Raw genomic sequence first — 25,436 nt, forward strand, 5'->3', positions numbered from 1 at the left:
CATTTACGTCGATGCAGCTTTGCAATGCAGGGCCTCACTCGACATCTTGTCTTGGGTCTTTGATTTGATCTGACCTGCGCCTCCGCGACCTGCATCGACCAACCCGCAGCGGTGACCAAAACAAAAGCCGGCGATAAGCCGGCTTTTGCTGTTTCAACACGCTGGGAAGCCGATCAGCTCGTGCGTTCGACTTCCATCTGCTTGCGGATCTGTGCGTCCACGGCCGCGATCGCGGTCATGTTCAAGACCCGGCGTGCGCTGGCACTGCTGGTGAGGATGTGCACCGGCTTGGTCATGCCCATCAGGATCGGGCCGATGGCCACGCCGTCGGTGAACACGCGTACCAGGTTGTAGGCGATGTTGGCCGCTTCCAGGTTGGGCAGCACGAACAGGTTGGCACGGCCCTTGAGCGTGCTGTTGGGCAACAGCTTGGCCCGCAGCGCTTCGTCCCATGCAGTGTCGCCCTGCATTTCGCCGTCCACATTCAAGCGCGGGTTGCGCTTGAGCAAAGCTTCGCGCACCTGACGCATCTTCAGCGCGTCCTTGGAATCGTGGCTGCCGAAGTTGGAGTGCGAAAGCAGCGCAATCTTTGGTTCGATGCCGAACAGCTTCATGCGGTAAGCCGCCTGCAGCGTGGATTCAACGATCTGCTCGACGCTGGGGTCTTCCTGCACATGCGTGTCCACGAAGAAGAACACGCCCTGGTTGTTGATCACACCGGTCATCGCCGAGGTCGAGCTGACCTTGGACTCCAGCGGAATGACGCTGCGCACGTAGCCCAGCTTCTTATGGAAGCGCCCCACCAGGCCCGACAACATCGCGTCGGCTTCGCCACGGGCCACCATCACTGCAGCGATCAGCGTCGGGCGCGAGCGCATCAGGTTCTTGGCAGCGGACACGGTGACGCCCTTGCGGCCGGTCATCTCGTGGTAATACTGCCAATACTCGTTGAAACGCGGGTCGTCATTGATATTGGTGATTTCGAAGTCCACGCCGGCCTTCATGCGCAGACACAGGCGCTCCACGCGTGCTTCGATCACATCGGGGCGGCCGATCAGGATCGGGAAGGCCACGCCTTCGTCGATCACGTTCTGCACGGCCTGCAACACCACTTCTTCCTCACCCTCGGCGTAGACCACACGCTGCTTGTCCGAGCGGGCGCGGTCATAGACCGGCTTCATGAACAAACTGGTGCGGTAGACGAACTGCGCCAGCTTCTCGCGGTAGGCAGGCATATCGGTGATCGGGTGCGTTGCCACGCCCGAATCCATCGCGGCCTGGGCCACGGCGGCCGACAGTTCGACCAGCAAACGCCGGTCGAACGGACGCGGAATCAGATAGTCCCGGCCGAAGCTCGGCGTATCACCGCCATAAGCCGTGCCCAGATCCGAAGCCTCCTTGCGGGCCAGCGCGGCAATGGCGCGCACGCAGGCGATCTTCATGGCCTCGTTGATACCAGTGGCGCCCACGTCCAGCGCGCCACGGAACAGGTACGGGAAGCACAGCGCGTTGTTGACCTGATTCGGGTAATCCGAACGGCCGGTGCCCATGATCACGTCCGGGCGAACCGCCTTTGCGTCCTCCGGCAGGATTTCCGGGTACGGGTTGGCCAGTGCAAAAATCACCGGGTTCGCCGCCATGGTGGCGACCATTTCCGGCTTCAGGATGCCGCCAGCCGACAGGCCCAGGAAGATATCGGCGCCGTCAACGATCTCGGCCAGCGTGCGCTTGTCGGTATCACGCGCGTAACGCGCCTTTTCCGGGTCCAGATCGGTGCGGCCGGTGTGGATCACGCCATCGCGGTCATAGGCCAGGATGTTCTCCGGCTTCAGGCCCAGCTGCACCAGCATGTTGACGCAGGAGATACCCGCAGCGCCCATGCCGGTAGTGGCCAGCTTGACCTCTTCGATCTTCTTGCCAGTGATGGTCATGGCGTTGAGCACAGCCGCACCGACGATGATCGCGGTGCCGTGCTGATCGTCATGGAACACCGGGATGTTCATGCGCTCGCGCAGCTTGCGCTCAACGATGAAGCATTCCGGCGCCTTGATGTCTTCCAGGTTGATGCCGCCGAAGGTCGGCTCCAGCGAGGCAATGATGTCGACCAGTTTGTCCGGGTCGTTCTCATTGATTTCGATGTCGAACACATCGATGCCGGCGAACTTCTGGAACAGCACACCTTTGCCTTCCATCACCGGCTTGCTGGCCAGCGGGCCAATATTGCCCAAGCCAAGCACGGCGGTGCCGTTGGTGATCACGGCCACCAGGTTGCCACGCGCGGTCAGCTCACTGGCCTGGGCCGGGTCGGCCACGATGGCTTCACAGGCATATGCCACGCCCGGCGAGTAGGCCAACGACAGATCGCGTTGGGTCAACATCGGCTTGGTCGCGGTGACCTTGATCTTTCCCGGCGGCGAAATCCGGTGGTAATCGAGGGCGGCCTGCTTGAAATCTTCGTTGGACATCGCGTTTTTTAAGGGCTGAATGGGCAAGAGGAACGGAGGATGATAACGCCGATGGACAGGCTGAACCTGTCGCTACGCTATCGCAGCGATGCTGCAACCGCACAATTCTGTGGTGTATGTCGCAAGGGGTTTTGCAGTATCTGGCGTGTGCATGACCGTCAGGGGATCGCCAGAAAATCCGCAGGGCCTCGCCATTGCCATGACGGGCCCCACGGAAACCCGCACGCGGTCAACTTTCGACGACCACCGACGGCAGCGCGTCACCTTCGCGCCCGAGGGCCTGGGCCAGCTTCTCCTCATCCAGGGCACCTTCCCAACGCGACACCACCACTGTGGCCACCGCATTGCCGATGAAGTTGGTCAGCGAGCGGCATTCGCTCATGAAGCGGTCCACGCCCAGGATTAGCGCCATGCCGGCAACCGGCACTTCCGGCACCACCGCCAATGTGGCGGCCAGAGTGATGAAGCCCGCACCTGTAACGCCTGCAGCGCCCTTTGAGCTAAGCATCGCCACCAACAGCAGCGCGATCTGGTGGCCCAGCGAGAGGTCCGTGTTGGTGGCCTGCGCGATGAACAGCGCGGCCAGGGTCATGTAGATGTTGGTGCCGTCCAGGTTGAACGAGTAACCGGTTGGGACCACCAACCCGACCACCGATTTGCTGCAGCCGGCTTTTTCCATCTTTTCCATCAGCGAAGGCAGCGCCGACTCGGACGAGGATGTGCCCAGCACCAGCAGCAGTTCGGCCTTGAGGTACCGCGCCAGTTTGAACACCGAGAAGCCACACAGGCGCGCCACCGTGCCCAGGATCACCACCACGAACAGCAACGAGGTCAGATAGAACGCGCCTACCAGCCACGCCAGGTTGACCAGCGAACCCAGCCCGTACTTGCCGATGGTGAAAGCGATGGCACCGAACGCTCCGATCGGAGCGGCCTTCATCAACATGTGCACCAGTTTGAACACCGGCGCGGTCAGGCTTTCCAGGAAAGCGAGGATGGGCCTGCCCTTCTCGCCCACCGATGCCAGTGCGATGCCAAACAGCACGGCCACAAACAGCACCTGCAGGATGTTGTCGCCCACAAATGGGCTCAACAGCGTCTTGGGGATGATGTCCATGGCAAAACCGACCAAGGTCAGCTCGTGCGACTTCTGCACATAGCCATTGACCGCTGTCTGGTCCAGGCTGGCCGGATCGATGTTCATGCCGGCGCCGGGCTGTACCACGTTCGCCACCACCAGGCCCACCACCAGTGCCAGCGTGGAGAAGAAGATGAAGTAGACCATCGCCTTGGTGAAGACGCGGCCCACGGTGCGCAAGTGGGTCATGCCCGCGATGCCAGTGACAATGGTCAGGAAGATCACCGGCGCGATGATCATCTTGACCAACTTGATGAAGGCATCACCCAGCGGCTTGAGTGTCTCGGCGAAGGCAGGCTGGAAGTGGCCGAGCAGCACGCCCAGGGTGATGGCCAGCAACACCTGGAAGTACAGCTGCCGGTAGAACGGCAGGCGGACGGGAGATGCCGCAATGGCATCGGTGGAGATGTGCATGGGATACCTCGACGCGGTTCGCTTCGGCCGTGTTTTACGCGCCCGCCGCCGTGCCGCCGATAACGCATTGGTACTAGCTAATCCATTGGTATTAGGCCGTCTCCGTCGTTTTCACGGACGCACGCACCAGCAAGCCGCGTCGCCATTGGCTCCCGGCCCGATCCCGCAGCACGCGGCATGCCGCGGCCACTCGTTGCCCGCAGTGGAGAATCCACCGGAACTGCGTGACCATCGCCGCCATGCCCTTTCCCCACACCTCCCGCCGTCGCTCCGGCCTGATGCTGCTGTGCTTTGCGGCGGTGATCATTGCGCTGCTGAGCCTGGTGGTGATGCGCCACCTTGAGCGGCGCAGCCTGCTCGCCGATGCCGCGCAGGCGCGCGAACAATTGCGCCTGCATGGCGATGCGTTGCAGGCACTGATCGAACGCCACCGCGTGCTGCCGGCGGTGTTGGCACTGGATCCAGAAATCCGCGCAGTCCTCGCCCAAGCTGACATTCGCCCATCGGATGCCGAACGCATCAGCCGCAAGCTGGAACGCGTCAACGGCGCGGTGGCCACGTCCACGCTCACCGTGCTCGACCGCAAAGGGTTGGCACTGGCGGCCAGCAACTGGCAGGTGGCCGGCTCCAGCAATGTGGGCAACTCCTACAACTTTCGCCCTTACTTCCAGCGCGCCATGCGCGACGGCAGTGCCACCTTCTATGCCGAAGGCGTCACCACCGCCGTGCCCGGTTATTTCCTGTCGCAGGCGGTACGCGACGACGCCGGAAACGCCATCGGTGTGGTGGTGGTGAAGGTCGTGCTGCGGCCGCTGGAAACCACCTGGGCCGAAGCGTCGGGCAATGTGTTTGCCAGTGACGACAGCGGCGTGATCTTCCTGTCCAGCCAAACCCCGTGGCGTTATCACGTGTTGCACGCATTGGACGACGTCACTCGCCGCCGCCTGTCCAATACCCGCCAATACGGTCTGGTGCCGCGCCAGATACTGGAGTACCGGCTGATCGAGAACCTCGACGATGGCGTACGCCGTGTACGCATGCCGGACGTGGGCGACGTCATCTGGGTGTCGCGCCCATTGTCACCGGAGGGCTGGACACTGAACCTGTTGCGCCCCACCCGCGACAGCATCGTCGCGGCCCGCACCATGGCCGGTGCCATCACCGCCGGCCTGCTGGTGCTTGCACTGCTGGGTTTCGTGGTGTGGCAGCGTCGACGATTGGCACAGTTGCGCGAGCGTAGCCGCCGGGAGCTGGAGCGGTTGGTCACGCATCACGCACAGGAGCTGCGCACCGCGCAGGACGGCCTGGTGCATGCCGCGCACATGGCCGATTACGGCGAAAGCAACAGCCTGCAGCACCTGCCGCAAGGTGTCTGCGTAGTGGACGCACAACTGAATCTGATGGCCTGGAACCGCCGCTATATCGAGCTGTTCCGCTTCCCTCCCGGCTTCATCCAGGTGGGCCGGCCCATTGCCGACGTGTTCCGCTACAACGCCAAACGCGGTCTGCTCGGGCCTGGCCCCATCGAGGAGGCTATCGAACGGCGGCTCAATCACCTGCGCTCTGGCAAGCCACATATGCACGAGCGCGAACGCGGTGATGGCACCGTCATCGAAATCCGTGGCAACCCCTTGCCCGATGGCGGCTTCGTCACCAGCTATGCCGACATCACCGCCTACAAGAATGCGGCGCGTGACCTGCGTTCGCTGGCGGACACGCTCAGCAGCCGCATTGATGAGCGTACCCGCGACCTGGCCGAAGCCAAGCGAGAAGCCGAGGATGCCAACCGCTCCAAGACCCGCTTTGTCGCCGCTGCCGTGCATGACCTGCTGCAGCCGTTGAATGCGGCCCGCATGTTCCTGTCCGTGTTGCGCGGGCGCTTGCCTGACGCCGATGCCAGTACACGCGATATCGCCGACAACATCGACGGCGCCCTGGCCGCGCAGGATGGCATTCTCAACAGCTTGCTGGATATTTCACGATTGGAATCGGGCGCACTGGAAACCCGCATCCACGATTTCGCGCTCGACCCGCTGCTCGAAGCACTCGCACGTGAGTTCGGCATTTTGGCCAATGCGCACGGCTTGAAATTGGAACGGATACCCACGTCAGCCGTGGTCCGCAGCGACGAAGCACTGTTGCGACGCATTCTGCAGAACTTCCTGTCCAACGCCATTTGCTACACGCGACGCGGTCGCATCCTGCTGGGCTGCCGTCGCGACGGCGCGTGCATCCGCATTGAAATCCACGACACCGGCCCGGGCATTCCGCGTGCGCGGCAAAAGGAAATCTTCGAAGAATTCCGCCGCCTGGATGGCGGCAGTGGCCAAGCGCCCGGCACCGGGCTGGGTCTGGCAATCGTCGAGCGTATTGCCCGTTTGCTCGACCATCGCATCGGCCTGCGTTCGCGGCCGGAGCATGGCAGCGTGTTTTCGGTCAGCGTCCCACACGGCAATCCCCTCGCCCCGCAGGCCGTAGGCAAACCCGGCGTGGCGGCGGAAGAGCCGCAGATAGAGTCATTGCTGGCCGATTGTCGAGTCTGGTGCATCGATGATGACACCCGGGTCAGTCAGGCGACGCGCCTGCTGCTGGAGCGCTGGGCTTGCCGCGTGGAGTTTTCCGGCAATGCCGAACAGGCACTGGCGGCGGCAGACGATGGCAATGCACCGGACGTACTGTTGCTGGACGTGCGTCTGGGCAGCACCACCGGCCCGGAACTGTTCCCGCTGCTGACACACCGCTGGGGCCTGGAACCGGTGGTGATCCTGTTCACTGCCGAGCAGGATGAAGCGCTGCGCGTACTGGCGCGCGAGCGCGGCTGGGGATTCCTATCCAAGCAGGCACGCACTTCGGCGCTGCGCTCGTTGATGACGCATCTTTATCAGCGGTCGCGTTGATAGAGGCGAAGGGCGGCCCTCACCCCAACCCCTCTCCCGCACGCGGGAGAGGGGCTTTGAAGCAACAGCTCAAGCAGACCAGAACCCCTCACCTGCACATCGGGGACGAGCTTGAAAGCAACCGCTCAAAGCAGACCTGCGCCCCTCTCCCGCACGCGGGAGAGGGGCTCTGAAGCAACAGCTCAAGCAGACCGGAACCCCCCACCTGCACATCGGGGACGAGCTTGAAAGCAACCGCTCAAAGCAGACCTGAGCCCCTCTCCCGCGCGCGGGAGAGGGGCTTTGAAGCAACAGCTCAAGCAGACCGCACCCCCTCACCTGCGAATCGGGGACGAGCTTGAAAGCAACTGGTCAAAGCAGACCTGAGCCCCTCTCCCGCGCGCGGGAGAGGGGTTGGGGTGAGGGCGGCTGTTGGAGTAAAAGCAACGATTGAAGCGAGAGCTGCCACAGGCACAGCTCAATACTCCCCTGGCAAACCGTTATCGCCTTCCGGTTCCAGCGCTTTCACCAGCAGTGCTGCCTGGGTGCGGCTGTTGCACTCCAGCTTCTTCAGGATGGCGGTGACGTGCACCTTGACGGTGTTTTCAGCCAACCCCAATTCGTAGGCAATCTGCTTGTTGAGCAAGCCATCGGCCACACTCATCAACACCCGGAACTGTTGTGGCGTTAGCCGCGCCAACCGTGCAGCCAACAGCGCGTCGCGTTCGGAACGTGCGGCGGCCTGTGGCGGGAAACAGGTGTCGCCGGCCATCACGGCACCGACCGCAGTGCGAATGGTTTCCACCGGTGCCGACTTGGGAATGAAACCGGCTGCGCCAAACTGCTGCGCGCGTCGGATGACGCGGGGATGATCGTTGGAGGAAATCACGATCACCGGAATATCAGGCCGCTCACCGCGCAACCACACCAGTGAAGAGAAGCCGCGTGCACCAGGCATAGCCAGATCCAGCAGCACCAGATCCACGTCCGGGTGTTCGTCCAGCGCCTGGGTAAGTGCAGAAACACTGTCCACTTCCAGGGTCTGTCCCAGGCAGATACCTTCACGCAACGCGTGCAACACCGCTGCACGGAACAGGGGGTGGTCATCTGCTACAAGGAGCTTGGCTAGGCTCATGGCGCCAGTGTGGCATGCAGCAGGGATCGGCACCCTAGTACCAAATCGCTATTGGTGGCTGACGGCAGGCTGATATCGTCCGGCCACTTAAACAACCCGGTACCGGAGAGAGAACGGATGCCCCCCTTCAGCCAACGCAACACGCTGGCCACCCTGCTGCTGTTGGCCGCAGCGCCGGTTGCGCACGCCGACGACAACGTGACCGCCAAGTTCAGCGGGCGCCTGCATTACGACGTTGCCCGCTTCGACAACGATGACCGGGGTACAGATGAACGCGCCAACGACGACCTGCGTGCGGCATGGCTGGCGGTCTCAGGCAAGTTCTACGGCTTCGATTACAAACTGGAAACCGATGTGGCCGGCCACCGCCCGGTGGCACGCGATGTCTACATCGCCCGCAGCTTCGGCACCACCACCGTGACGGCTGGGCAGTTCAAACAGTTCTTCACGTTGGATGACCGCGGCAGCTCCAACCACATCCCGGCGGTGGAGCGCAGCTGGCTGGCACAGACGCTGGCCCCGACCTACCGCCTCGGCGTGGGGGTGAATGGATACCAGCAGGACATGTTCTGGAGCGGCAGCGTCTACAGCCTGGAGAGCATCGACACCTGGAAAACCAAAGGCCGCGCGGCCGGCGCCCGTGCCGGTTACGCGCCATGGCACGAGACTGGCCACGTGCTGCACCTCGGCGCCGCCCTTGCGCACGAGCACTACGACAATCCGGGCGCCGGTGGTGCATCGCCGCTGCGCGTGCAACCGCGCGTGGCCGGCTACTTCGGCGACAACAGCCGCCTGAACCTGGTGGAATTCCGCAGCGGCCGTGACGTGTCGGTGGACAAGTACGGGCTGGAAGCGGCCGTCGTACACGGCGCCTTGTCACTGCAGGGCGAATACGGCGGCGCGCTTTATGACGATGGTCAGCAGCGTGCGCGGGTCACGTCAGGCTATCTGCAGGCCACCTGGCTGCTCACCGGCGAAACCCGCCCGTATGACGCCAAGGCCGGCCGCTTTACCCAGCTCAAGCCGGCACACGACAGTGGTGCCTGGGAACTGGTAGCCCGTCTCGACCACATCGAAGGCACGCAGTGGCCGCGCGACATGTCAGCCGATGCATGGACGTTGGGTGTGAACTGGTACGCCCGCAAATACGCACGGGTGATGCTGGATTGGACCGACACCAAGCGCCGTGATGATGCCGCGAGCCAGACGCTGGACCGCACTGGCGTACTCGCGGGCCGCGTTCAACTGGATTTCTGACAGCGACTGCTTCGCCTGTCGATCAACGAGGCGAGTAAGCTCCGTCATCTCAAACGGCCAGCTGCCAGCTGCGACACACCGGCCGGGCGCACGCTGCACCTCACCCGCGCGCTCGCCGCCGGATTCACTTCGTTTTCTGACCATTGCCCTGCCCGATTCCACACTGGGCCAGCTGGCGTGGAGAGAAAATAATTTTCACACAAGCCATCCTGTGCTACACAATAGGCCCCTGAAGCTTCTGACGGCCCAACAACAGGAAGTGATTCGTGCAGGAAAATTACTTTCAATCCAAAACACTCCTGGACGGTAAAGGCCTGCCAAGCGGAGGCCCTTGGACGCCGGCAAGCATCGCCGCACGGGGTGCATCCGTCCTGGACGAGCAGGTCAGCCTGCCCGTTGCCGTTCTGAGCGAGCCCGCGCTACGCCACAACCTGGCGTGGATGCGCCACTTCACCGAAGCCTACGGCTGCCAGCTGGCGCCACACGGCAAGACCACCATGAGCCCGGCGCTGTTCCAGATGCAGCTTGATGCCGGTGCCTGGGGCATCACCCTGGCCACCGCGCCGCAGACAGTTGCTGCTTACGCGCACGGCGTTCGCCGCGTGTTGCTGGCCAACCAGTTGGTCGGCAAGGGCAATTTCGAGCTGATCGCCGACCTGCAGGCACGCGATGCCGATTTCTGGTTCGCCTGCGTCGTGGACAGCGCCGACAACGTCGCCGCACTGGGCCGCCACTTCCGTGCACGCGGCCAGCAGATCAAGGTGTTGCTGGAAATCGGCGCCGACGGCGGTCGTACCGGCATCCGCGATGACGCGCAGGCGCGTGCCGTGCTGGACGAAATCACCCGTTGGCCCGATGCCGTTGCACTGGTCGGCGTGGAAGTTTACGAAGGCGTGGCCAAGGACGAAGCCGGTGTACGCGCCGTGCTGCAGCGCAGTCTGGCGCAATGGCAGGCCATCCATGCAGCAGGCGGTTTCGCGCAGTTGCCGGCCATCCTCACCGGCGCCGGCTCTGCCTGGTTTGATGTCGTGGCCGAAGAGTTCTCGGCATTGGTCGGCAACACGGATGCCCAAGTGGTGCTGCGCCCAGGCTGCTACCTCACCCATGACGTCGGCATCTATCGGCAGGCTGCCCGTCGCATTCATGCAAGCAACCCAGTCGCGCGCGAGATGGGCAGCAGCCTGCGTCCGGCGTTGCGGCTGTGGGCGTATGTGCAGTCGCTGCCGGAATCCGGCAAGGCCATCATCGCGCTGGGCAAGCGCGATGCTGCGTTCGATGCCGGTTTCCCGGTACCGGCGCTGCATCACCGCCCCGGCAATACCGCACCAGTGGATGCTCCGGCGCATTGGCAGATCAGCGCGATGATGGACCAGCACGCCTTCCTTGATGTACGTGATGGCGACGACCTGCGCGTGGGCGACCTGCTGTGCTTCGACATCTCCCACCCTTGCTTGACCTTCGACAAGTGGCGCCACCTGTTGGTGGTCGATGACGCACACCGCGTCATCGGTGCCGTTTCCACGCAGTTCTGACCGCCGACACCCGGGGCCTGTACGCATGACCGACGGAAACCTGCTGTTGATCTACGCCGCGTTGTCGATCCTGGCGTTGATCGTGTTGATTGCCCGCTTCCGCCTCAACCCTTTCATCAGCGTCACGCTGGTTTCAGTCGGCCTTGCACTGCTGGCCGGCATGCCCGCGCCTGAGATCCTGCCGGCCTACGAGCAAGGCGTGGGCAAGACGCTGGGACACATTGCGCTGATCGTCGCACTGGGCACCATGCTCGGCAAAATGATGGCCGAATCCGGCGGTGCCGAGCGCATCGCGCGCACCATGATTGCGCGCTTCGGGCCGAAGAACGTGCATTGGGCGATGATGCTGATCGCCTTCTGTATCGGCCTGCCGATCTTCTTTGAAGTCGGCTTCGTGCTGCTGATTCCCATCGCACTCAACGTCGCCCGTCGCACCGGCGTGCCGTTGCTGCTGGTGGGCCTGCCGATGGTGGCCGGGCTATCGGTGGTCCACGGGCTGGTGCCGCCGCACCCGGCCGCGATGCTGGCGGTGAGCGCGTATGGCGCCGACGTCGGCCGCACCGTGTTCTATGCGCTGATTGTCGGCCTGCCTACCGCCGCACTGGCCGGCCCGGTGTTCGCCAAGTTCGTCGCGCCGCGAGTGACGTTGCCGGCCCACAACCCGATGGAAGCGGCGTTGCTGGACGACGGCCACAGCCGCATTCCCGACGACCAACTGCCCAGCTTCAGCATCACGCTGGCCACGCTGTTGCTACCGGTGGTGTTGATGCTGCTGGGCGGCTGGGCCGACCAGATCGCCACGCCCGGCTCACCGTTGAACCATGGCCTGCGCTTCATCGGCCACTCGGTGGTGGCGCTGTTACTGGCCACCTTGATGAGCTTCATCACCCTGGGCCTGATGCGTGGTTTCACTCGTGAGCACATCCTCAAGTTCTCGCAGGAATGCCTGGCACCCACCGCTGCAATCACCCTGCTGGTCGGTGCCGGTGGCGGGCTCAACGGCATCCTGGTGCACACCGGCGTAGCCAGCGAAATCATCGGCTTGTCACAACGCTTTGAGCTGTCCCCGTTACTGATGGGATGGACCATGGCCGCGCTGATGCGCGTGGCCACCGGCTCGGCCACCGTTGCCATGACCACCGCCTCAGGCATCGTCGCCCCCATCGCCGCGGCCATGGGCTATGCCCACCCGGAACTGCTGGTGCTGGCCACCGGCGCCGGTTCGGTGGTGCTGTCGCACGTCAACGATGGCGGCTTCTGGCTGGTCAAGGAGTACTTCAACATGAGCGTGGCCCAGACTTTCAAAACCTGGACCGTGCTTGAAACCCTCATCTCCGTCATCGCCCTATCGTTGGTGATGGCCCTCTCGACGGTGATTTGAACCATGTCCCAGAACACGTTCGATATCGTCTACGAACTGCGGCAACGCCAGCACGAATTCAGCCCGGTGGAAGCTCGCATTGCCGCAGCCATCCTTGCCGACGTGGATGCCGCCGCACAGTACGGCGTCAGTGAACTGGCCGAACGCGCCGAAGTCAGCGCTGCCGCCATTTCGCGATTTGCCAAGGCACTGGGCTGCGAACATGTGCGCGAACTGCGTGCACGTCTGGCCTCTGCCAGCGCGGTCGGCAAGCGCTTCCTGGAGCAACAGAACGCCCCGCCGATCTCTGCGCTGTATGCGCAGATCTGCGATGACATCCAGGAAAGCCTGCGCCACAACATTGCCAACCTGAAAGAAGACGTCGTGCAGGGCCTGGCCGATGCACTGTGCAGTGCGCGGATGATCCACATCTTCGGCCTGGGCGGTTGCTCCACGGTGTTCGCACAGGAAATGCAGAGCCGGCTGGTGCGTTTCGGTCGCCCGGTAGCGGCCTGCAGCGACGCACTGATGATGAAGATCATCGCCGCCACGCTGGGCCCGGATGATCTGGTACTGGCGTTGTCAGTCAGCGGCATCACACCAGAGATCGTCTCGGCGGTGGACATTGCCCGCACCTACGGCGCGCGTGTTGGCGCCATTACCCAAGCCCATACGGATCTGGCCGAGCGCAGCGATTGGCTGCTGCCGATCCAGATCGAGGAAACCGATTTCGTGTTCAAACCCTCGGCATCGCGCTACGCGATGATGCTCGCCATCGACGTATTGGCTACCACCACCGCGCTCAACGGCGCCACTGCCAACCACGAGCACCTACGCCGCATCAAACTGGCGTTGGACCGCCACCGTGGTGGCGATTCGCGACTGCCGCTGGGTGATTGATTCATGTATGACGTTCTGATCCGCGACACCTTGATTCTTGACGGCAGCGACCAACCCGGCGTGCACGGCAATGTTGCCATCCGCGATGGTCGCATCGTCGCCGTCGGCCAATGCAATGGCGAGGCCGCGCAGGTCATCGACGCACGCCGCCTGGCGCTGGCACCGGGCTTCATCGACGTGCATACGCACGACGACCTGGAAGTGATCCGCAACCCGGACATGGTCAGCAAGTTGTCGCAGGGCGTGACCACCGTGGTGGTCGGCAACTGCGGCATCAGCGCCAGCCCGGTACGTATCCGCAATGACGTGCCGGACCCGATGAACCTGCTCGGCGACGCCCATGATTTCTGCTACCCGGACTTCACCAGCTATCGCGATGCCGTACAGCGCGCGCAACCGGCGGTAAATGTCGCCGCACTGGTGGGCCATACGGCCTTGCGGCAGAACCACATGGACCGGCTGGATCGCACCGCCACGGCGGACGAAATCACCGCCATGCGCAAGCAGCTGCGCGACAGCCTCGCGCAAGGTGCGCTGGGCCTCAGCAGCGGGCTGGCCTATGCGTCGGCCTACAACGCGACGTCTTCCGAAGTGACCGACCTTGCACTGGAACTGCCCCGCGGTGGTCTGTATGCCACGCATCTGCGCGATGAATTTGCCGGCATCCTTGATGCGATGGAAGAAGCGTTCGATGCCGCACGCACGCCGCAGGCCAGCGTGCGCGTGTCGCACCTGAAGTGTGCCGGCATCGACAACTGGGGACGCAGCCGCGAAGTGCTCGACTATTTGCAGTCCACCTCCTCGCATCAGGACGTGGCCTGCGATTGCTATCCCTATGCCGCCAGCGCCTCGACCCTGGACCTGAAGCAGGTCACCGATGCCTACGACATCCTGATCACCTGGTCAGAATCCGAGCCTGCACAGGGTGGCCGCCTGCTGGCTGACATCGCCGCCGACTGGAAGCTGCCGTTGATGGACGCCGCCATTCGTCTGCAACCGGCGGGGGCGGTTTATCACTGCATGGACGAGGCCGACGTGCGCCGCATCCTCAGTCACCCGCTGACCATGATCGGCTCCGACGGACTGCCGCGCGATCCGCGCCCGCATCCACGGCTGTGGGGCACCTTCCCGCGCGTGCTCGGCCACTATGCGCGCGATGAACAGTTGTTCCCGCTGCATACCGCCGTACACAAGATGACCGGCCTGCCCGCCTCACGCTTTTCGATGGGCGCACGCGGCCATATCCGCGAAGGCTGGTGCGCGGATCTGGTGCTGTTCGATCCAGCGCGCGTGCGCGATACCGCCAGCTTCCACGATCCGATCCGCGCTGCTGAGGGCATTGAAGCCGTCTGGGTAAACGGCCGGCTCGCCTATGACGGCCAGAACGTGGTCGCGCGACCGGGCTGTTTCATCACACCTCAAGCCTCGCCGGCGGCCTGAACTGCCACTCCGGCAACAACACAAAGGAATATCCATGAGTGACATCAAGCGCTATGGCGCCGAAGGTGGCGTCGGCCAAGGCAAGCAGCACATGCCGTTCTCGCGCGCGGTCGAAGCCGATGGCTGGCTGTATGTGTCCGGTCAGGTACCCATGCGCGATGGCGAGCTGGTTGCCGGCACCGTCACCGAGCAATCGCATGTGGTCATCGGCAATGTACTGGCGATTCTGGAAGAAGCCGGCTACGGCCCTGAGCATGTGGTCCGTTGCGGTGTATGGCTGGATGACGCACGCGATTTCTACGCTTTCAATGGCGTGTTCAAGCACTACTTCGGCGAGAACCCGCCTGCCCGCGCCTGTGTCGAAAGCCGCATGGTGGTGGACTGCAAAGTGGAAGTGGACTGCATCGCCTACAAGCGCCCGCAGCGCGATTGAACAACCACAGGGCGGCGGGAACGGCACAAGCCGCTGCGCGCGCGTCCGTTCTGATACCGAACATGCCTGCAGTGGCAGGCCTGTTGTCGGTGGTTGCATTGCAAGCCTCACGGCTCACCCGACTCCCTGGGCAGCCCTATCCGGCGGCGGCAGCGTTCCTGCACCCCTCTCCTTTCGCCAGCGCAAAAGAGACGCGCAACGCGGCGTGCGGTGCCGTCTGGGCACCTGTGCAGTCGTCCCCTCCCTTTTTTCCGCAGGCAACCGCCAGGCAAGAACAGGGTGTTTAGCAGCGGACCGGACAGCCGCGCAGCCCTGCCTTCGATGGAATGACTGAAAAGAGGTCGAGCGGCCCCGGCTGCCCTTTCAAACCCCTCCAGGCGCGATCAACGGGCAAAGAAGCGATTGCGGTGGAAAATCCCGACGCAAGCACCCGCATCCGCAAAGTGCAGGCAAAGGTCATGCGGCCAGCCCCTTCGGCACCGTAAAAACAGCGTATTCAGCTATCTCAGGCCATGCGTTCAACCCCGAGGCCACCCCGGCCACCACCGCACAACCACCACCGCCCGCTATTGATATTGTCCCCTGAGCCGGACAAAGTCCGTGTCCCGCTGGTTGAGGTACCCGTTCCATGATCCAACTTGATGCCGTGCAGACGGTGGCCTTCGCCGGCCTGACCCTGTTCGCTGGCTACGCGCTGTGTCGTGCCATTCCCGTTTTCCGCCGCTACAACCTGCCCGAGCCTGTCGTCGGCGGCCTGCTGGTGGCGCTGGCCGTGTGGTGGGCGCACAGCCAGCAGGTGACGCTGTTCGAGCTGGACACCACGCTCAAGACACCGTTGATGGTGGCGTTCTTCACCACCTTGGGCATCAATGCCAGCGTGCGGCTGCTGCGTGTCAGCGGCAAGCAGGTGATGCTGTTCCTGCTGATCGCCAGTGTGTTCGCGGTACTGCAGAACCTGATCGGCATCAGCGTTGCCAAGCTGTTCGGCCTGAATCCCATGTTCGGTGTGCTCGCTGGCTCGGCCACGCTCACCGGCGGCCCAGCCACCGGCTTGGCATTTGCACCGCACTTCGAGCAGGCCGGCCTGGTTGGCGCAGAAAGCCTGGCGGTCACGGCGGCGATGGCCGGCATCATCTGCGGCGGCCTGGTGGGCGGCCCGGTGATCACGGTGCTGATGCAGCGCTTCAAGGTGCAGCATCCGAGCAAGAAGGTCACCGATGCACAGCGGCTGGAAGACGAATCCGTCGTCGTCAGCTACCCCAGCGAATCGGCGCGCGAGTTCGACGCGCTCAAGAGCATCGTCGTGCTGCTGATGGCGATGTGGCTGGGCGTGTGGGTCGGCAAGGGTTTCGAGGGCATCGGCCTGACCCTGCCAACCTATATCGGCGCCATGCTGGTCGGCGCGATGATCCGCAACGTGGACGACTACACCGGCTGGATCAAGCTCTCGGTGCCGACCACCGATCTGATCGGCAACATCTGTCTGGCACTGTTCCTGGCCATCGCGTTGATGGATCTCAAGCTCTGGGAACTGGCCGGCATGGGCGTGCCGTTGCTGGTCAACCTGATCATCCAGGTGTCGGTGGTGGCGCTGTTCGCAGTGCCGATCTACCTGCTGATGGGCCGCGATTACGACGCCGCAGTGATGGGCGGTGGCTTCATTGGCTTCATGCTTGGCACTACGGCCAATGCGATGGCGGTGATGCGCCGTCTGGCCCAGCGTTATGGGCCGGCACCGCGTGCATTCCTGGTGGCACCACTGGTGGGCGCGTTCTTCATCGACTTCATCAACGCGCTGATCATCACCGGCTTCCTGAACTTCTGGCCGCACTAAGGGCCGGTTCCGTGCGCTGCACCCGCGCCAAGTGCGCGGGGCAGCGCGACAATGCGTCATATCGCTCGCTCTGTACCGCCTCCCCATGACCTCTTCCGCTGCAACCCCCGTTTCCACCGGCCATGATCTGGTCATCATCGGTGCGGGGGTGGTTGGGTTGGCCAGCGCCTATGCTGCCGTGCGACGCGGTTGTTCGGTGTTGCTGGTTGATCGCAATACCGGCCCGGCGCTGGGCACCTCTTTCGCCAATGGCGCCCAGCTCAGCTATGCCTACACCGATGCCATGGCCGGCCCGGCAACCTGGGGCCAGCTGCCGGAGATGGCGTTCGGCCGCAACGGGCCGTTCCGCACACGCTGGTCGGTGGACCTGGATTTCGTGCGCTGGGGGCTGGCTTTCCTGCGTCAGGCCAACGCCAACAGCCTGCGGCAAAACACTCTGGCAACACTGGAGCTGGCACTGGAATCACGCCAGGCGATGCAGGCTCTGCTGCAACAGCACCCCATCGACTTCGACCACCTGGTCTCCGGCAAGCTGCACCTGTATCCCACACCGGAAGGCGTGCAAAGCGCCGAGGCGATGATCGCGCTCAAGCGCCCGTACGGCGTGCAACAACGCTTGGTGGATGCTGCGCAAGCCCGCGCCATCGAGCCGGCATTGGCTGGTGCGTCATGGCTGGCCGGCGGCGTGTATTCCCCCGAAGAAGAAGCCGGTGATCCCTACCGCTTCAGCCAAGGCTTGCTGGAAATCCTGCAACACCAGCACAGCGTGCAGGCCGATTTCGATTTCGACACGCAATCGCTGCAGCGCACGAACGGCCAATGGCTGCTGCAGGCACGCGATGGCCGCCGTGTGCTGGCGCCACGCGTGCTGGTGTGTGCTGGAATCGATAGCGCCGCGTTGCTGCGCCCATTGCGCATGCCGGTGATGGCGATCAAGGGCTATTCGTTCACCGCACCGCTCGGCGCCAACGCACCACAGGTCAGCATCACCGACACCAAACGCAAGCTGGTGTTCTGCCGATTGGGCGACAGCATCCGCGTGGCCGGGCTGGCGGACCTCAATGACTGGAATCCCGCGCCCGAACCCGCACGCCTGGCGCAATTGATTGCCATGGCTCGCGCGTCATTGCCCGATGCGGCGGATTACGACCACATCCAAAGCAGCTGGGCCGGGTTGCGCCCGGTAACGCCGTGGTCGTCGCCGATCATCCGCAACCTGGGCGACGGATTGGGATGCAATATCGGCCACGGCATGCTCGGCTGGACCTTGGCGATGGGCAGCGGCGAACGCGCCATCACCCAATTGCTCGGCACGCCCTGAGCGGCCGTTACAGCTCGCCGATCTGATCCATGCGGATGCGGTTGGCAAACAACGAAAACGCCAATGCGCCGGCCAGCCCGTTGGCACGATTGAGCCAATGCGGCAACCAACGCGGCGGTGCCAGCACGCCGGCTTCAAACAGCGGCGCCAGCGTTTGCGCATCGTGCAGGGTCATTTTTCCGGCAAACAGCCAGCGGCACGTGCGCAGCTTGTCCTCGCGCAGCATCTGCCGGAAGAACGTATGCACTGACACCATGCCGCGCAGGTACACCGTGTCTTTGGTAAAAGCTGCACCGCCCGTGGTCGGCACACCACGGAACACACGTTGCGCCGAAGAAAAACTTTCTTCTGCCGTCTGTCCTGCATCACGGAAATAACTGAACACCTGGATGAAGTCCGCACCTTCCCGCGCCATCGCAATCGCCTCGATGCGCAGGCTGATGCGCTTGAGCCGCTGGATGTCGATGCTGCCGGTGATCTGTTCGGCAAACGTCGCCAAGCCTTCCTGGGTGGCGGTGATGCGCGGCGACGACAGCCCCAGGCTCGGCAGCACCACCTGGTCACGCCCATTGAGCGCAGTGAGCGAATGCACCAACGCTTCGTGGTGGAACAACTGTGCGCGGTCGTAGGCACTGAAGCACGCACTGGTGCGCAGGCGGATGCGGGTGGCACCAGCAGCAGCTTTGGCGATCAGTTCCGGATCCAGTTCCACGGTGATGATGCGGGCATCAAAAAAATCGTCCAGATCCGACTGCAGCTGCAGTTGCAGTGCGGTAGCCGATACCGGCACGGTTTCTTCCGGTGCGAGCAGTTCGTGGTCCAGCTCCTGCGCGATCTGGATGAAATGACGCGCGGCCTCGCGGGTGGTCGGGCCATTGCCTGGCATTGGCTCCTCGGGCACACCGAATAACTGGCTGGAATAATGATCCACCGCCGGCGTGCCCAGCACTTCCAGCAAGCTTGCGGCCAGATCCCAACTGCGCACCGAATCGCGTAGATACGCGCCGAGCGGGTGGGTTTCATCAACGGATTTTTCGATAGCCGCCAGCTCACGCCGCGCTTGGCTGAAATCCTGTTTCGGGTAAGACACCTGTGGCAACAACGGATTACCGCGCGCCACGCTCTGCAGGAACGGTGCCTGATGCAATGCCGGCCAGCTGGTCAACGTGAGCAGACGGATGCCACGCACCGCTGCCACCAAGCGCGCATCGAGGGCGGCGTGATGGGAAATCTCGGGATCTTGGTGGTCCATGCCGTCTCCGCTTTGCCCTCGCGTGCTCACTGCAGAGGGGCTGTGAGGGCCGAACTGGCGCCGCATTGCGGCCGACGGTTCAACCTGGTCTGAAGCAAACAACCCTCAATGACAACAACGAAGCGCTGCCCTCATCCGTCCCTTCGGGCACCTTCTCCCGTGTGTGGGAGAAGGGAAAGGAGCTGCATGTCGAGCGCCACTACCACTGCAGAAGCCCTGGTGACTCAGGCAAGCCTCATCGGCGCTTGCCCTTCCCCACCGGCCGCCATTGCGCACCGCGCCCGCTGCTCTTGCGCTCGGTGGCCTGCTCGGCCTGCCGCTGGGCGAGTTTGGCGGCGGCGTTTGCCACCTCCTCGCGCAGCTTGAGGTAGTTCTGCAGGCGGCTTTCATCGATATCGCCGCGCTCGATGGCTTCCTGCACGGCGCAGCCCGGCTCTTGCTGGTGCGCACAATTGCGGAAGCGGCACTGCAGCGTCAGCGCGTCGATGTCGGCAAAGCCGCCTTCGGCCAGGGTTTCCTCGCCGGTCGGCTTCAACTCGCGCATGCCGGGCGTGTCGATCAGGCAGGCGCCGGTCGGCAGCGACATCAGCGCGCGATATGTGGTGGTATGCCGGCCGCGCGAATCGTTCTCGCGCACCGTGTTGGTCTTCATGCGCTCATGGCCCAGCAACGTATTGGTGAGCGTGGATTTGCCCGCGCCAGATGACCCCACCAGCACGATGGTGTGCCCGGGTTGCAGCCATGGCATCAGCGCAGCGACGCTGGCCGGGTCCTTGCCGTTGATCGCCAGCAGCGGAATCTGCTGCGCCGCCAGCTCTTCCAGCACCGCGAGTGCGTCTTCGCTGTACTCGGTCTGGTCGGCCTTGGTCAGCACCACTACCGGCGCGGCACCACCGCCACCGACCAGCAGCAAATAACGTTCGATGCGGCGTGGATTGAAGTCGGCGTCCAGCCCGCAAACGATGAACACCGTGTCGATGTTCGCCGCGATCACCTGCTGGTGGTAATGCTCACCGGCCGCACCGCGCTTGATCGACGTGCGCCGCGGCAGCAGCGCAACGATGCGGATGCCATCGAGCAGCACCCAATCGCCAACGGCCGCCCGCTCATGGCTGGGAAACCGCGGACGCTGCCATTCCGGCGGCGACTCGGTCTTCATGCTGGCCTCGGGCGCATCGGCCACCACATAGCCGGAGCGATGCTGTTCGATCACCCGTGCCGGCCGCGTCTGCGGATGGGCGGCAAACATCGCCTGCCAGGCAGGGTCCTCGGGAGCACCGGGCCAGGGCCAGCCGATGTAGCGGAGCGCGTCGAAATCGATGGGGTCTGTCATCCGGCAATTCTACCGGGGTGGGCTTGTGGAAACGCCGGGATGGCGGAATGGGCCTGGAGATTGGGCTGAGCAACGGCAAAGGCCGCTCCCTCGCGCGCAACACAGCAGAGCGTTCGGGGCTGTTCTCCCCTCCGGTACCCAGACCATTGGTTGGCATTGGAACCGTCGCCCCGCAGCGCAACAATTCAGCTAACATGCGGCTTCCATGCCCTTGACGGCCCTGTCGAAATGTCAACCCCCTCCAAACCGCTCGTCACCCGTGAACGTCTGTCCGAAGTCCGCTACGAAATCCGTGGTGAACTTGCCCGACGAGCGCGTGAGTTGGAGGCCCAGGGCCGCAAACTGATCAAACTCAACATCGGCAATCCGGGCGCCTTTGGTTTTCGTGCACCGGAACATCTGCAGCGCGCCATTGCCGATGACATGGGCCGCACTGATCCCTACACCCATCAGCAAGGCCTGCCGGTTGCGCGCGAAGCCATCGCCGCCGCCTATGCCCGCCGTGATGTGCCCGATGCCGTTGCCGACCGTGTGTTCCTGGGCAACGGCGTGTCCGAGTTGATCGACCTGTCGCTGCGGGCGCTGCTCAACCCCGGTGACGAAGTGCTGGTCCCCTCGCCCGACTATCCGTTGTGGTCGGCGGCCACCATCCTCAACGACGGCCGCCCGGTCTATTACCGCTGCCGTCCAGAAAACGGCTTTCTGCCTGACCCGGTGGAAATGGAAACGCTGGTGTCCTCGCGCACACGCGCCATCGTGCTGATCAACCCCAACAACCCGGCCGGCGCCAGCTACCCGCGCGAACTGCTGGAAAAAATCGTCGCCGTCGCCCGCAGGCACAACCTGTTGCTGCTGGTGGACGAAATCTACGACCAGATCCTCTACGACGGCGCGCAGTTCCAGCCGGTCGCACCGCTGGCCGGCGATCACCCGTGCCTGACCTTCAGCGGCCTGAGCAAGGTGCATCGCGCCTGCGGCTGGCGCGTCGGCTGGATGCTGCTGTCCGGCGCCAGTGAGCGCCTTGGCGATTTCCGTGCTGCGCTGGACCTGCTCAGCGCCCTGCGCCTGTGTGCCAACGTGCCCGGTCAGTACGCCATCGAAGCGGCCGTCAGCGGCCCGGACACCATCAGTCCGCTGTGCTCGCCCGGTGGCCGTCTGTATGAAACCCGCCGCGCCGTCATCGAAGCCTGCGAAGCCAGCGAGCACCTGTCGCTGGTGGCGCCGTCCGGCGCGCTGTACGCCTTCCCCGCCGTGGTCGGCCCAGCCGCGCAGGGATTTGACGACCACGATTTCGCATTGCAGTTGATGGAAGAAGAAGGCGTATTGGTGGTGCCGGGCTCCAGCTTCAACGTGCCCTACCGCAACCACTTCCGCGTGACCCTGCTGCCGGAAGCCAGCGTGATGCGCGATGTATTCAGCCGCATCGACAAGCTGCTGGACCGCCGAGCCGAGGCGGTGACCAAAGTGGTCCCGCTGAAGTCACGTCGTGCCTGAGCCCGCGATGGATCCGAGCGATATCGCCACTTCCTCGCGCTACCTGGCGCTGGGTGACTCCTACACCATCGGTGAGGGCGTACCTGCGCCCGGCACCTGGCCCTACCAGCTGGCCGCTGCCCTGCGCGCGCAAGGCATCAATCTGGACGATCCACAGGTCATCGCCACCACCGGCTGGACCACGGACGAATTGGCCACCGCCATCGACGAAGCCGCACCGCAGGGCCCCTTCGCCCTGGTCAGCCTGCTGATCGGCGTCAACAACCAATACCGTGGCCGCCCGCTGGCCGAATACCGGCAACAGTTCGAGCAGCTGCTGCAGCGCGCGATCGCACTGGCCGGCGAGCACCCGGGCCATGTGCTGGTGCTGTCCACGCCGGATTGGGGCTTCACACCCTATGCCCAGGCGCATGACCGCGATGCCGCGCAGGTGGCCCGTGAGATTGACGACTTCAACGCCGCCGCCAGCGCCTGCTGTGGCGACTACAACGTGGCCTTTGTCGATATCACCCCGACCAGCCGTGAGGATGGCGCCAACCCGGAGATGCTGGTCGAAGATGGCCTGCATCCCTCGGCGCTGATGTACCGGCGCTGGATGGAGCAGGCGCTGCCGGTGGCAGTGCAACTGCTGCAGACACCTGCAGACGGGTGAACGGCCAACCTCGGCATCCGGCCATGGCGGCCGATGATGCGCGTGCCATCGCCCGTGCCTTTGCCCCCCAGCGGCCCTGGGGGCACCGGGGCAATTACTACTACGCCCTGTTCAAACTACGCAGCGATCCGCTCTACCCGGGCGTGCTGACGGCCCTGCGCGGCAGCAACGCGCCCCTGCTCGATATGGGCTGCGGGCTGGGCCTGCTGGCGCATGCGTTGCGTCGTGATGGCCAGTTGATGCCTTATCGGGGCGTGGACAACGATGGCTCCAAAATCCAGTGCGGGCGGATCGCCGCCGAGCGCACAGCGTTGGCCGATACCGGCTTCGAGCGCATCGACCTGCTCGCCACGGTACCGGAGCACCACGGCAGCGTGGCCCTCCTCGACGTATTGCAGTACCTGCCGGCCGCCGCCCAGACAGCTCTGCTGCAGCGCGTGGCCGGTATGCTGGGCGCCCATGGACGGCTGGTCATCCGCATGGCCGAGCCTGATCACAGCCGGCGCGGTGTGATTTCCCGGGTGACCGACCGCGCCGCCAATCTGATCGGCTGGATGCGTTCACGCCCCCGCGACTACCTGGATGTGACCACGGTGCGGACGCAACTGCAGCAGGCCGGGCTTTCAGTCAGCGTCAGCCCGCTGTACGGCAGCACCCCATTCAACAACTGGCTGCTGGTCGCGCAGCGCGATTGAGCCCCGACTCAGCCGTTTGCACTGATAATTGCGCCATTCCCTTTCCGCCGACCTCCCGGTCGGCACATCAACGAGATTCCCGTGAGAAAAACCTACCGCCTCGACCTCGAAGGCAAACACCCCGACCGCCTGCTGGAAGCCAGCAAGCACGACATCCGCAAGTACATCAAACGCGAGCGCGGCAAGGCACTGCCGGCTGGCGCGGACTTCTGGGATTTCGACAGCAAGGTCGGCGTGGACGAAGCCACCGCGCAGCCGGTGGTATTCGCCGAGTTGACCCGCGCCGTGGATGCGCTGGTCGCTGCCGGCAACAAGCAGTTCTTCGTCGAAGTGCTGCGCAAGCCCGGCAAGCGCACCCCGCGTCCGGTCAACGCACCAGAAGCTGCGACCGCATCGGAAAACGACTTCGAAGATTGATCTGGAGCGGCAACACGGGACGCCGGGATGAAATACCGGCCATGTGCCTGTCGCCGCCCAAACTAAAAAGCCCGCAGATCGCGGGCTTTTTGTTGCTTGAAAATTTCCACTACCCGCCGTTCTTACCTCGGCTTCAGTGGCGCAGAACACCCACGTTGGCGCCGCGCCACGCTTGGCAAATGGCACCTGCATGGCTCCGCTCCGCCCGCAAATGAGCTCACTCAGTCGGTTGGGTTTGCCGCTGCGGCTGCGCGCAAACGATCCTTCTTGCTCGGCCTGCGGCCCTTGATGCCGCCGTTGTCTTCAGCCACTCGCGGCGTAGTCGGCGCGTTCTGTTTTGGCTCAAATCCAGCCACTTGCTCGACCGTCACATCCAGCGCATTGCGTTTGCAGATCAAACGCCAATGGGCAAACGATGCCGCATCGACAAAGCTCACCGCCAGGCCTTTCTCGCCGGCACGGCCGGTGCGCCCGATACGGTGCAGGTAGTCGTCTGACGAACGCGGCAGCTCGTAGTTGAGTACTACCGGCAAACGCGCAATGTCGATACCGCGCGCAGCCAGATCCGTCGCCACCAGTACCTGCAGTTCGCCGTCCTTGAATGCCTGCAGCATGCGCATGCGCCGCCCTTGGGCCAGATCACCGTGCAGCGCCTGCGCGTTTACGTCAGCGGTGCGCAGATGGCTGGCCAAGCGATCACTGTCACGACGGCTGCCAACAAACACCAGCACCTGCGTCCAGTTCGGATCTTCCAGCAGCGACAGCAACAACTCGGTGCGGCAATCGCCATCAACGCGAAATGCCCGTTGCTCGATTTCCGGCTGTGCCTGCTCGCTGACTTCCACCCGGTGCGGTTGCTGCAGGCCTGCATCGGCCAGCGCTTCGATATCCGGCGGGAAGGTTGCCGAGAACAACAGCGTCTGCCGGCGCACCGGCAATTCGGCCAACACTTGCCGCAGTTCATCGCCAAAACCCATGTCCAGCAGACGGTCGGCTTCATCCAGCACCAGCAGCTGCACCTGATTCAATGACAACGCGTTGTGCGCCAGCAGGTCCAGCAAACGCCCCGGTGTGGCCACCACCACATCAGCGCCGCCACGTAGCGACATCATCTGCGGATTGATCGACACCCCGCCCACGGCGCACACCACGCGCGGTTGACGCTCCAGGTGCCGGCCCAACGTGGTGAAGACATCCGTCACCTGCTGGGCCAGCTCGCGCGTAGGCACCAGCACCAACTGCGCCAACACTCGCGGCTTGCGCGGTGGCGTGAGCACGAAACGCTGCAACGCCGGCAGCACATAGGCGGCAGTCTTGCCCGAGCCGGTCGGCGCCAAAGCCACCAGGTCGCGGCCCTGCACGATCAGCGGAATGGCCTGCTGCTGGATCGGCGTCGGCTGCGCATACCCGGCCTGCTGCAGCGCTTCCTGCAGCGCAGGCAGCACAAGGGGGGACAGACCGAGTCGAGAAAAAGGCATGGGGCGGAGA

General features: G+C 63.9%; 19 protein-coding genes. 13 read left to right on the top strand and 6 right to left on the bottom strand.

Annotated features, from left to right (window positions below):
* Positions 1–173: 173 nt before the first annotated feature.
* Complete coding sequence (locus tag PAN08_RS14055; protein ID WP_269792132.1) at positions 174–2,465, bottom strand: NADP-dependent malic enzyme; 2,292 nt, start codon at positions 2,463–2,465, stop codon at positions 174–176.
* A gap of 229 nt (positions 2,466–2,694) precedes the next feature.
* Positions 2,695–4,017 (bottom strand): dicarboxylate/amino acid:cation symporter, encoded by a 1,323-nt coding sequence (locus PAN08_RS14060; protein WP_269792133.1) that lies wholly within the window; start codon positions 4,015–4,017, stop codon positions 2,695–2,697.
* A gap of 278 nt (positions 4,018–4,295) precedes the next feature.
* Between PAN08_RS14060 and PAN08_RS14065 the strand changes: the two genes are divergently transcribed.
* Positions 4,296–6,914 carry a PAS-domain containing protein gene (locus PAN08_RS14065; protein ID WP_269792330.1) on the top strand — a complete coding sequence of 873 codons (2,619 nt, stop codon included), beginning with the start codon at positions 4,296–4,298 and terminating at the stop codon, positions 6,912–6,914.
* A 457-nt stretch (positions 6,915–7,371) separates the two neighbouring features.
* On the opposite strand, the gene PAN08_RS14070 is transcribed toward PAN08_RS14065, so the two are convergent.
* On the bottom strand, positions 7,372–8,028 hold the full coding sequence (locus PAN08_RS14070) for a response regulator transcription factor (RefSeq protein ID WP_269792134.1): 657 nt from the start codon (positions 8,026–8,028) through the stop codon (positions 7,372–7,374).
* Positions 8,029–8,145: 117 nt separating this feature from the next.
* Here PAN08_RS14070 and PAN08_RS14075 point away from each other — a divergent pair, with 117 nt between their 5' ends.
* From PAN08_RS14075 to PAN08_RS14110, 8 genes are all read left to right on the top strand, one after another.
* Positions 8,146–9,285 (top strand): porin, encoded by a 1,140-nt coding sequence (locus PAN08_RS14075; RefSeq protein WP_269792135.1) that lies wholly within the window; start codon positions 8,146–8,148, stop codon positions 9,283–9,285.
* A gap of 266 nt (positions 9,286–9,551) precedes the next feature.
* Complete coding sequence (locus PAN08_RS14080) at positions 9,552–10,817, top strand: amino acid deaminase (protein ID WP_269792136.1); 1,266 nt, start codon at positions 9,552–9,554, stop codon at positions 10,815–10,817.
* Positions 10,818–10,842: 25 nt separating this feature from the next.
* The gene (locus tag PAN08_RS14085; protein ID WP_269792137.1) at positions 10,843–12,198 is read left to right on the top strand and encodes a gluconate:H+ symporter; all 1,356 of its coding nucleotides are present in this window, start codon (positions 10,843–10,845) and stop codon (positions 12,196–12,198) included.
* Positions 12,199–12,201: 3 nt separating this feature from the next.
* Positions 12,202–13,077 carry a MurR/RpiR family transcriptional regulator gene (locus PAN08_RS14090; protein WP_269792138.1) on the top strand — a complete coding sequence of 292 codons (876 nt, stop codon included), beginning with the start codon at positions 12,202–12,204 and terminating at the stop codon, positions 13,075–13,077.
* A 3-nt stretch (positions 13,078–13,080) separates the two neighbouring features.
* Positions 13,081–14,517 carry a D-aminoacylase gene (locus PAN08_RS14095; RefSeq protein ID WP_269792139.1) on the top strand — a complete coding sequence of 479 codons (1,437 nt, stop codon included), beginning with the start codon at positions 13,081–13,083 and terminating at the stop codon, positions 14,515–14,517.
* Between the two features lie 34 nt (positions 14,518–14,551).
* Positions 14,552–14,950, top strand: a complete 399-nt coding sequence (locus tag PAN08_RS14100) for a RidA family protein (protein ID WP_269792140.1) — start codon at positions 14,552–14,554, stop codon at positions 14,948–14,950.
* Between the two features lie 628 nt (positions 14,951–15,578).
* Positions 15,579–16,784, top strand: a complete 1,206-nt coding sequence (gltS, locus tag PAN08_RS14105) for a sodium/glutamate symporter (protein WP_269792141.1) — start codon at positions 15,579–15,581, stop codon at positions 16,782–16,784.
* Positions 16,785–16,869: 85 nt separating this feature from the next.
* Positions 16,870–18,105 (top strand): FAD-dependent oxidoreductase, encoded by a 1,236-nt coding sequence (locus PAN08_RS14110; RefSeq protein ID WP_269792142.1) that lies wholly within the window; start codon positions 16,870–16,872, stop codon positions 18,103–18,105.
* A 7-nt stretch (positions 18,106–18,112) separates the two neighbouring features.
* Here the strand turns inward: PAN08_RS14110 and PAN08_RS14115 are convergent, their stop codons facing one another.
* On the bottom strand, positions 18,113–19,357 hold the full coding sequence (locus tag PAN08_RS14115) for a flavohemoglobin expression-modulating QEGLA motif protein (RefSeq protein ID WP_269792143.1): 1,245 nt from the start codon (positions 19,355–19,357) through the stop codon (positions 18,113–18,115).
* A 235-nt stretch (positions 19,358–19,592) separates the two neighbouring features.
* A complete protein-coding gene (gene rsgA / locus PAN08_RS14120; protein WP_269792144.1) occupies positions 19,593–20,690 on the bottom strand; it encodes a ribosome small subunit-dependent GTPase A in 1,098 nt (365 codons plus the stop codon).
* A 228-nt stretch (positions 20,691–20,918) separates the two neighbouring features.
* Here rsgA and PAN08_RS14125 point away from each other — a divergent pair, with 228 nt between their 5' ends.
* From PAN08_RS14125 to PAN08_RS14140, 4 genes are all read left to right on the top strand, one after another.
* The gene (locus tag PAN08_RS14125) at positions 20,919–22,184 is read left to right on the top strand and encodes a pyridoxal phosphate-dependent aminotransferase (protein WP_269792145.1); all 1,266 of its coding nucleotides are present in this window, start codon (positions 20,919–20,921) and stop codon (positions 22,182–22,184) included.
* Between the two features lie 7 nt (positions 22,185–22,191).
* The gene (locus PAN08_RS14130; protein ID WP_269792146.1) at positions 22,192–22,836 is read left to right on the top strand and encodes an SGNH/GDSL hydrolase family protein; all 645 of its coding nucleotides are present in this window, start codon (positions 22,192–22,194) and stop codon (positions 22,834–22,836) included.
* A 23-nt stretch (positions 22,837–22,859) separates the two neighbouring features.
* Positions 22,860–23,531: a class I SAM-dependent methyltransferase gene (locus PAN08_RS14135; RefSeq protein ID WP_269792147.1), complete on the top strand. Its 672-nt coding sequence runs from the start codon at positions 22,860–22,862 to the stop codon at positions 23,529–23,531.
* 81 nt (positions 23,532–23,612) lie between these two features.
* Positions 23,613–23,948 (top strand): DUF6172 family protein, encoded by a 336-nt coding sequence (locus PAN08_RS14140; RefSeq protein WP_269792148.1) that lies wholly within the window; start codon positions 23,613–23,615, stop codon positions 23,946–23,948.
* A 221-nt stretch (positions 23,949–24,169) separates the two neighbouring features.
* Here PAN08_RS14140 and PAN08_RS14145 read toward each other — a convergent pair whose 3' ends face one another.
* A complete protein-coding gene (locus tag PAN08_RS14145; RefSeq protein WP_269792149.1) occupies positions 24,170–25,426 on the bottom strand; it encodes a DEAD/DEAH box helicase in 1,257 nt (418 codons plus the stop codon).
* Between the last annotated feature and the right edge of the window lie 10 nt (positions 25,427–25,436).

Source organism: Stenotrophomonas sp. Iso1 (assembly GCF_027497995.1).
Classification (GTDB): Bacteria; Pseudomonadota; Gammaproteobacteria; order Xanthomonadales; family Xanthomonadaceae; genus Stenotrophomonas.

Coding starts and splice junctions, on each gene's coding strand:
- rsgA (WP_269792144.1), bottom strand. CDS start 20,690: ATGACAGACCCCATCGATTTCGACGCGCTCCGCTACATCGGCTGGCCC.
- PAN08_RS14070 (WP_269792134.1), bottom strand. CDS start 8,028: ATGAGCCTAGCCAAGCTCCTTGTAGCAGATGACCACCCCCTGTTCCGT.
- PAN08_RS14100 (WP_269792140.1), top strand. CDS start 14,552: ATGAGTGACATCAAGCGCTATGGCGCCGAAGGTGGCGTCGGCCAAGGC.
- gltS (WP_269792141.1), top strand. CDS start 15,579: ATGATCCAACTTGATGCCGTGCAGACGGTGGCCTTCGCCGGCCTGACC.
- PAN08_RS14060 (WP_269792133.1), bottom strand. CDS start 4,017: ATGCACATCTCCACCGATGCCATTGCGGCATCTCCCGTCCGCCTGCCG.
- PAN08_RS14055 (WP_269792132.1), bottom strand. CDS start 2,465: ATGTCCAACGAAGATTTCAAGCAGGCCGCCCTCGATTACCACCGGATT.
- PAN08_RS14125 (WP_269792145.1), top strand. CDS start 20,919: ATGTCAACCCCCTCCAAACCGCTCGTCACCCGTGAACGTCTGTCCGAA.
- PAN08_RS14110 (WP_269792142.1), top strand. CDS start 16,870: ATGACCTCTTCCGCTGCAACCCCCGTTTCCACCGGCCATGATCTGGTC.
- PAN08_RS14065 (WP_269792330.1), top strand. CDS start 4,296: ATGCTGCTGTGCTTTGCGGCGGTGATCATTGCGCTGCTGAGCCTGGTG.
- PAN08_RS14075 (WP_269792135.1), top strand. CDS start 8,146: ATGCCCCCCTTCAGCCAACGCAACACGCTGGCCACCCTGCTGCTGTTG.
- PAN08_RS14130 (WP_269792146.1), top strand. CDS start 22,192: ATGGATCCGAGCGATATCGCCACTTCCTCGCGCTACCTGGCGCTGGGT.
- PAN08_RS14085 (WP_269792137.1), top strand. CDS start 10,843: ATGACCGACGGAAACCTGCTGTTGATCTACGCCGCGTTGTCGATCCTG.
- PAN08_RS14090 (WP_269792138.1), top strand. CDS start 12,202: ATGTCCCAGAACACGTTCGATATCGTCTACGAACTGCGGCAACGCCAG.
- PAN08_RS14145 (WP_269792149.1), bottom strand. CDS start 25,426: ATGCCTTTTTCTCGACTCGGTCTGTCCCCCCTTGTGCTGCCTGCGCTG.
- PAN08_RS14095 (WP_269792139.1), top strand. CDS start 13,081: ATGTATGACGTTCTGATCCGCGACACCTTGATTCTTGACGGCAGCGAC.
- PAN08_RS14135 (WP_269792147.1), top strand. CDS start 22,860: ATGGCGGCCGATGATGCGCGTGCCATCGCCCGTGCCTTTGCCCCCCAG.
- PAN08_RS14115 (WP_269792143.1), bottom strand. CDS start 19,357: ATGGACCACCAAGATCCCGAGATTTCCCATCACGCCGCCCTCGATGCG.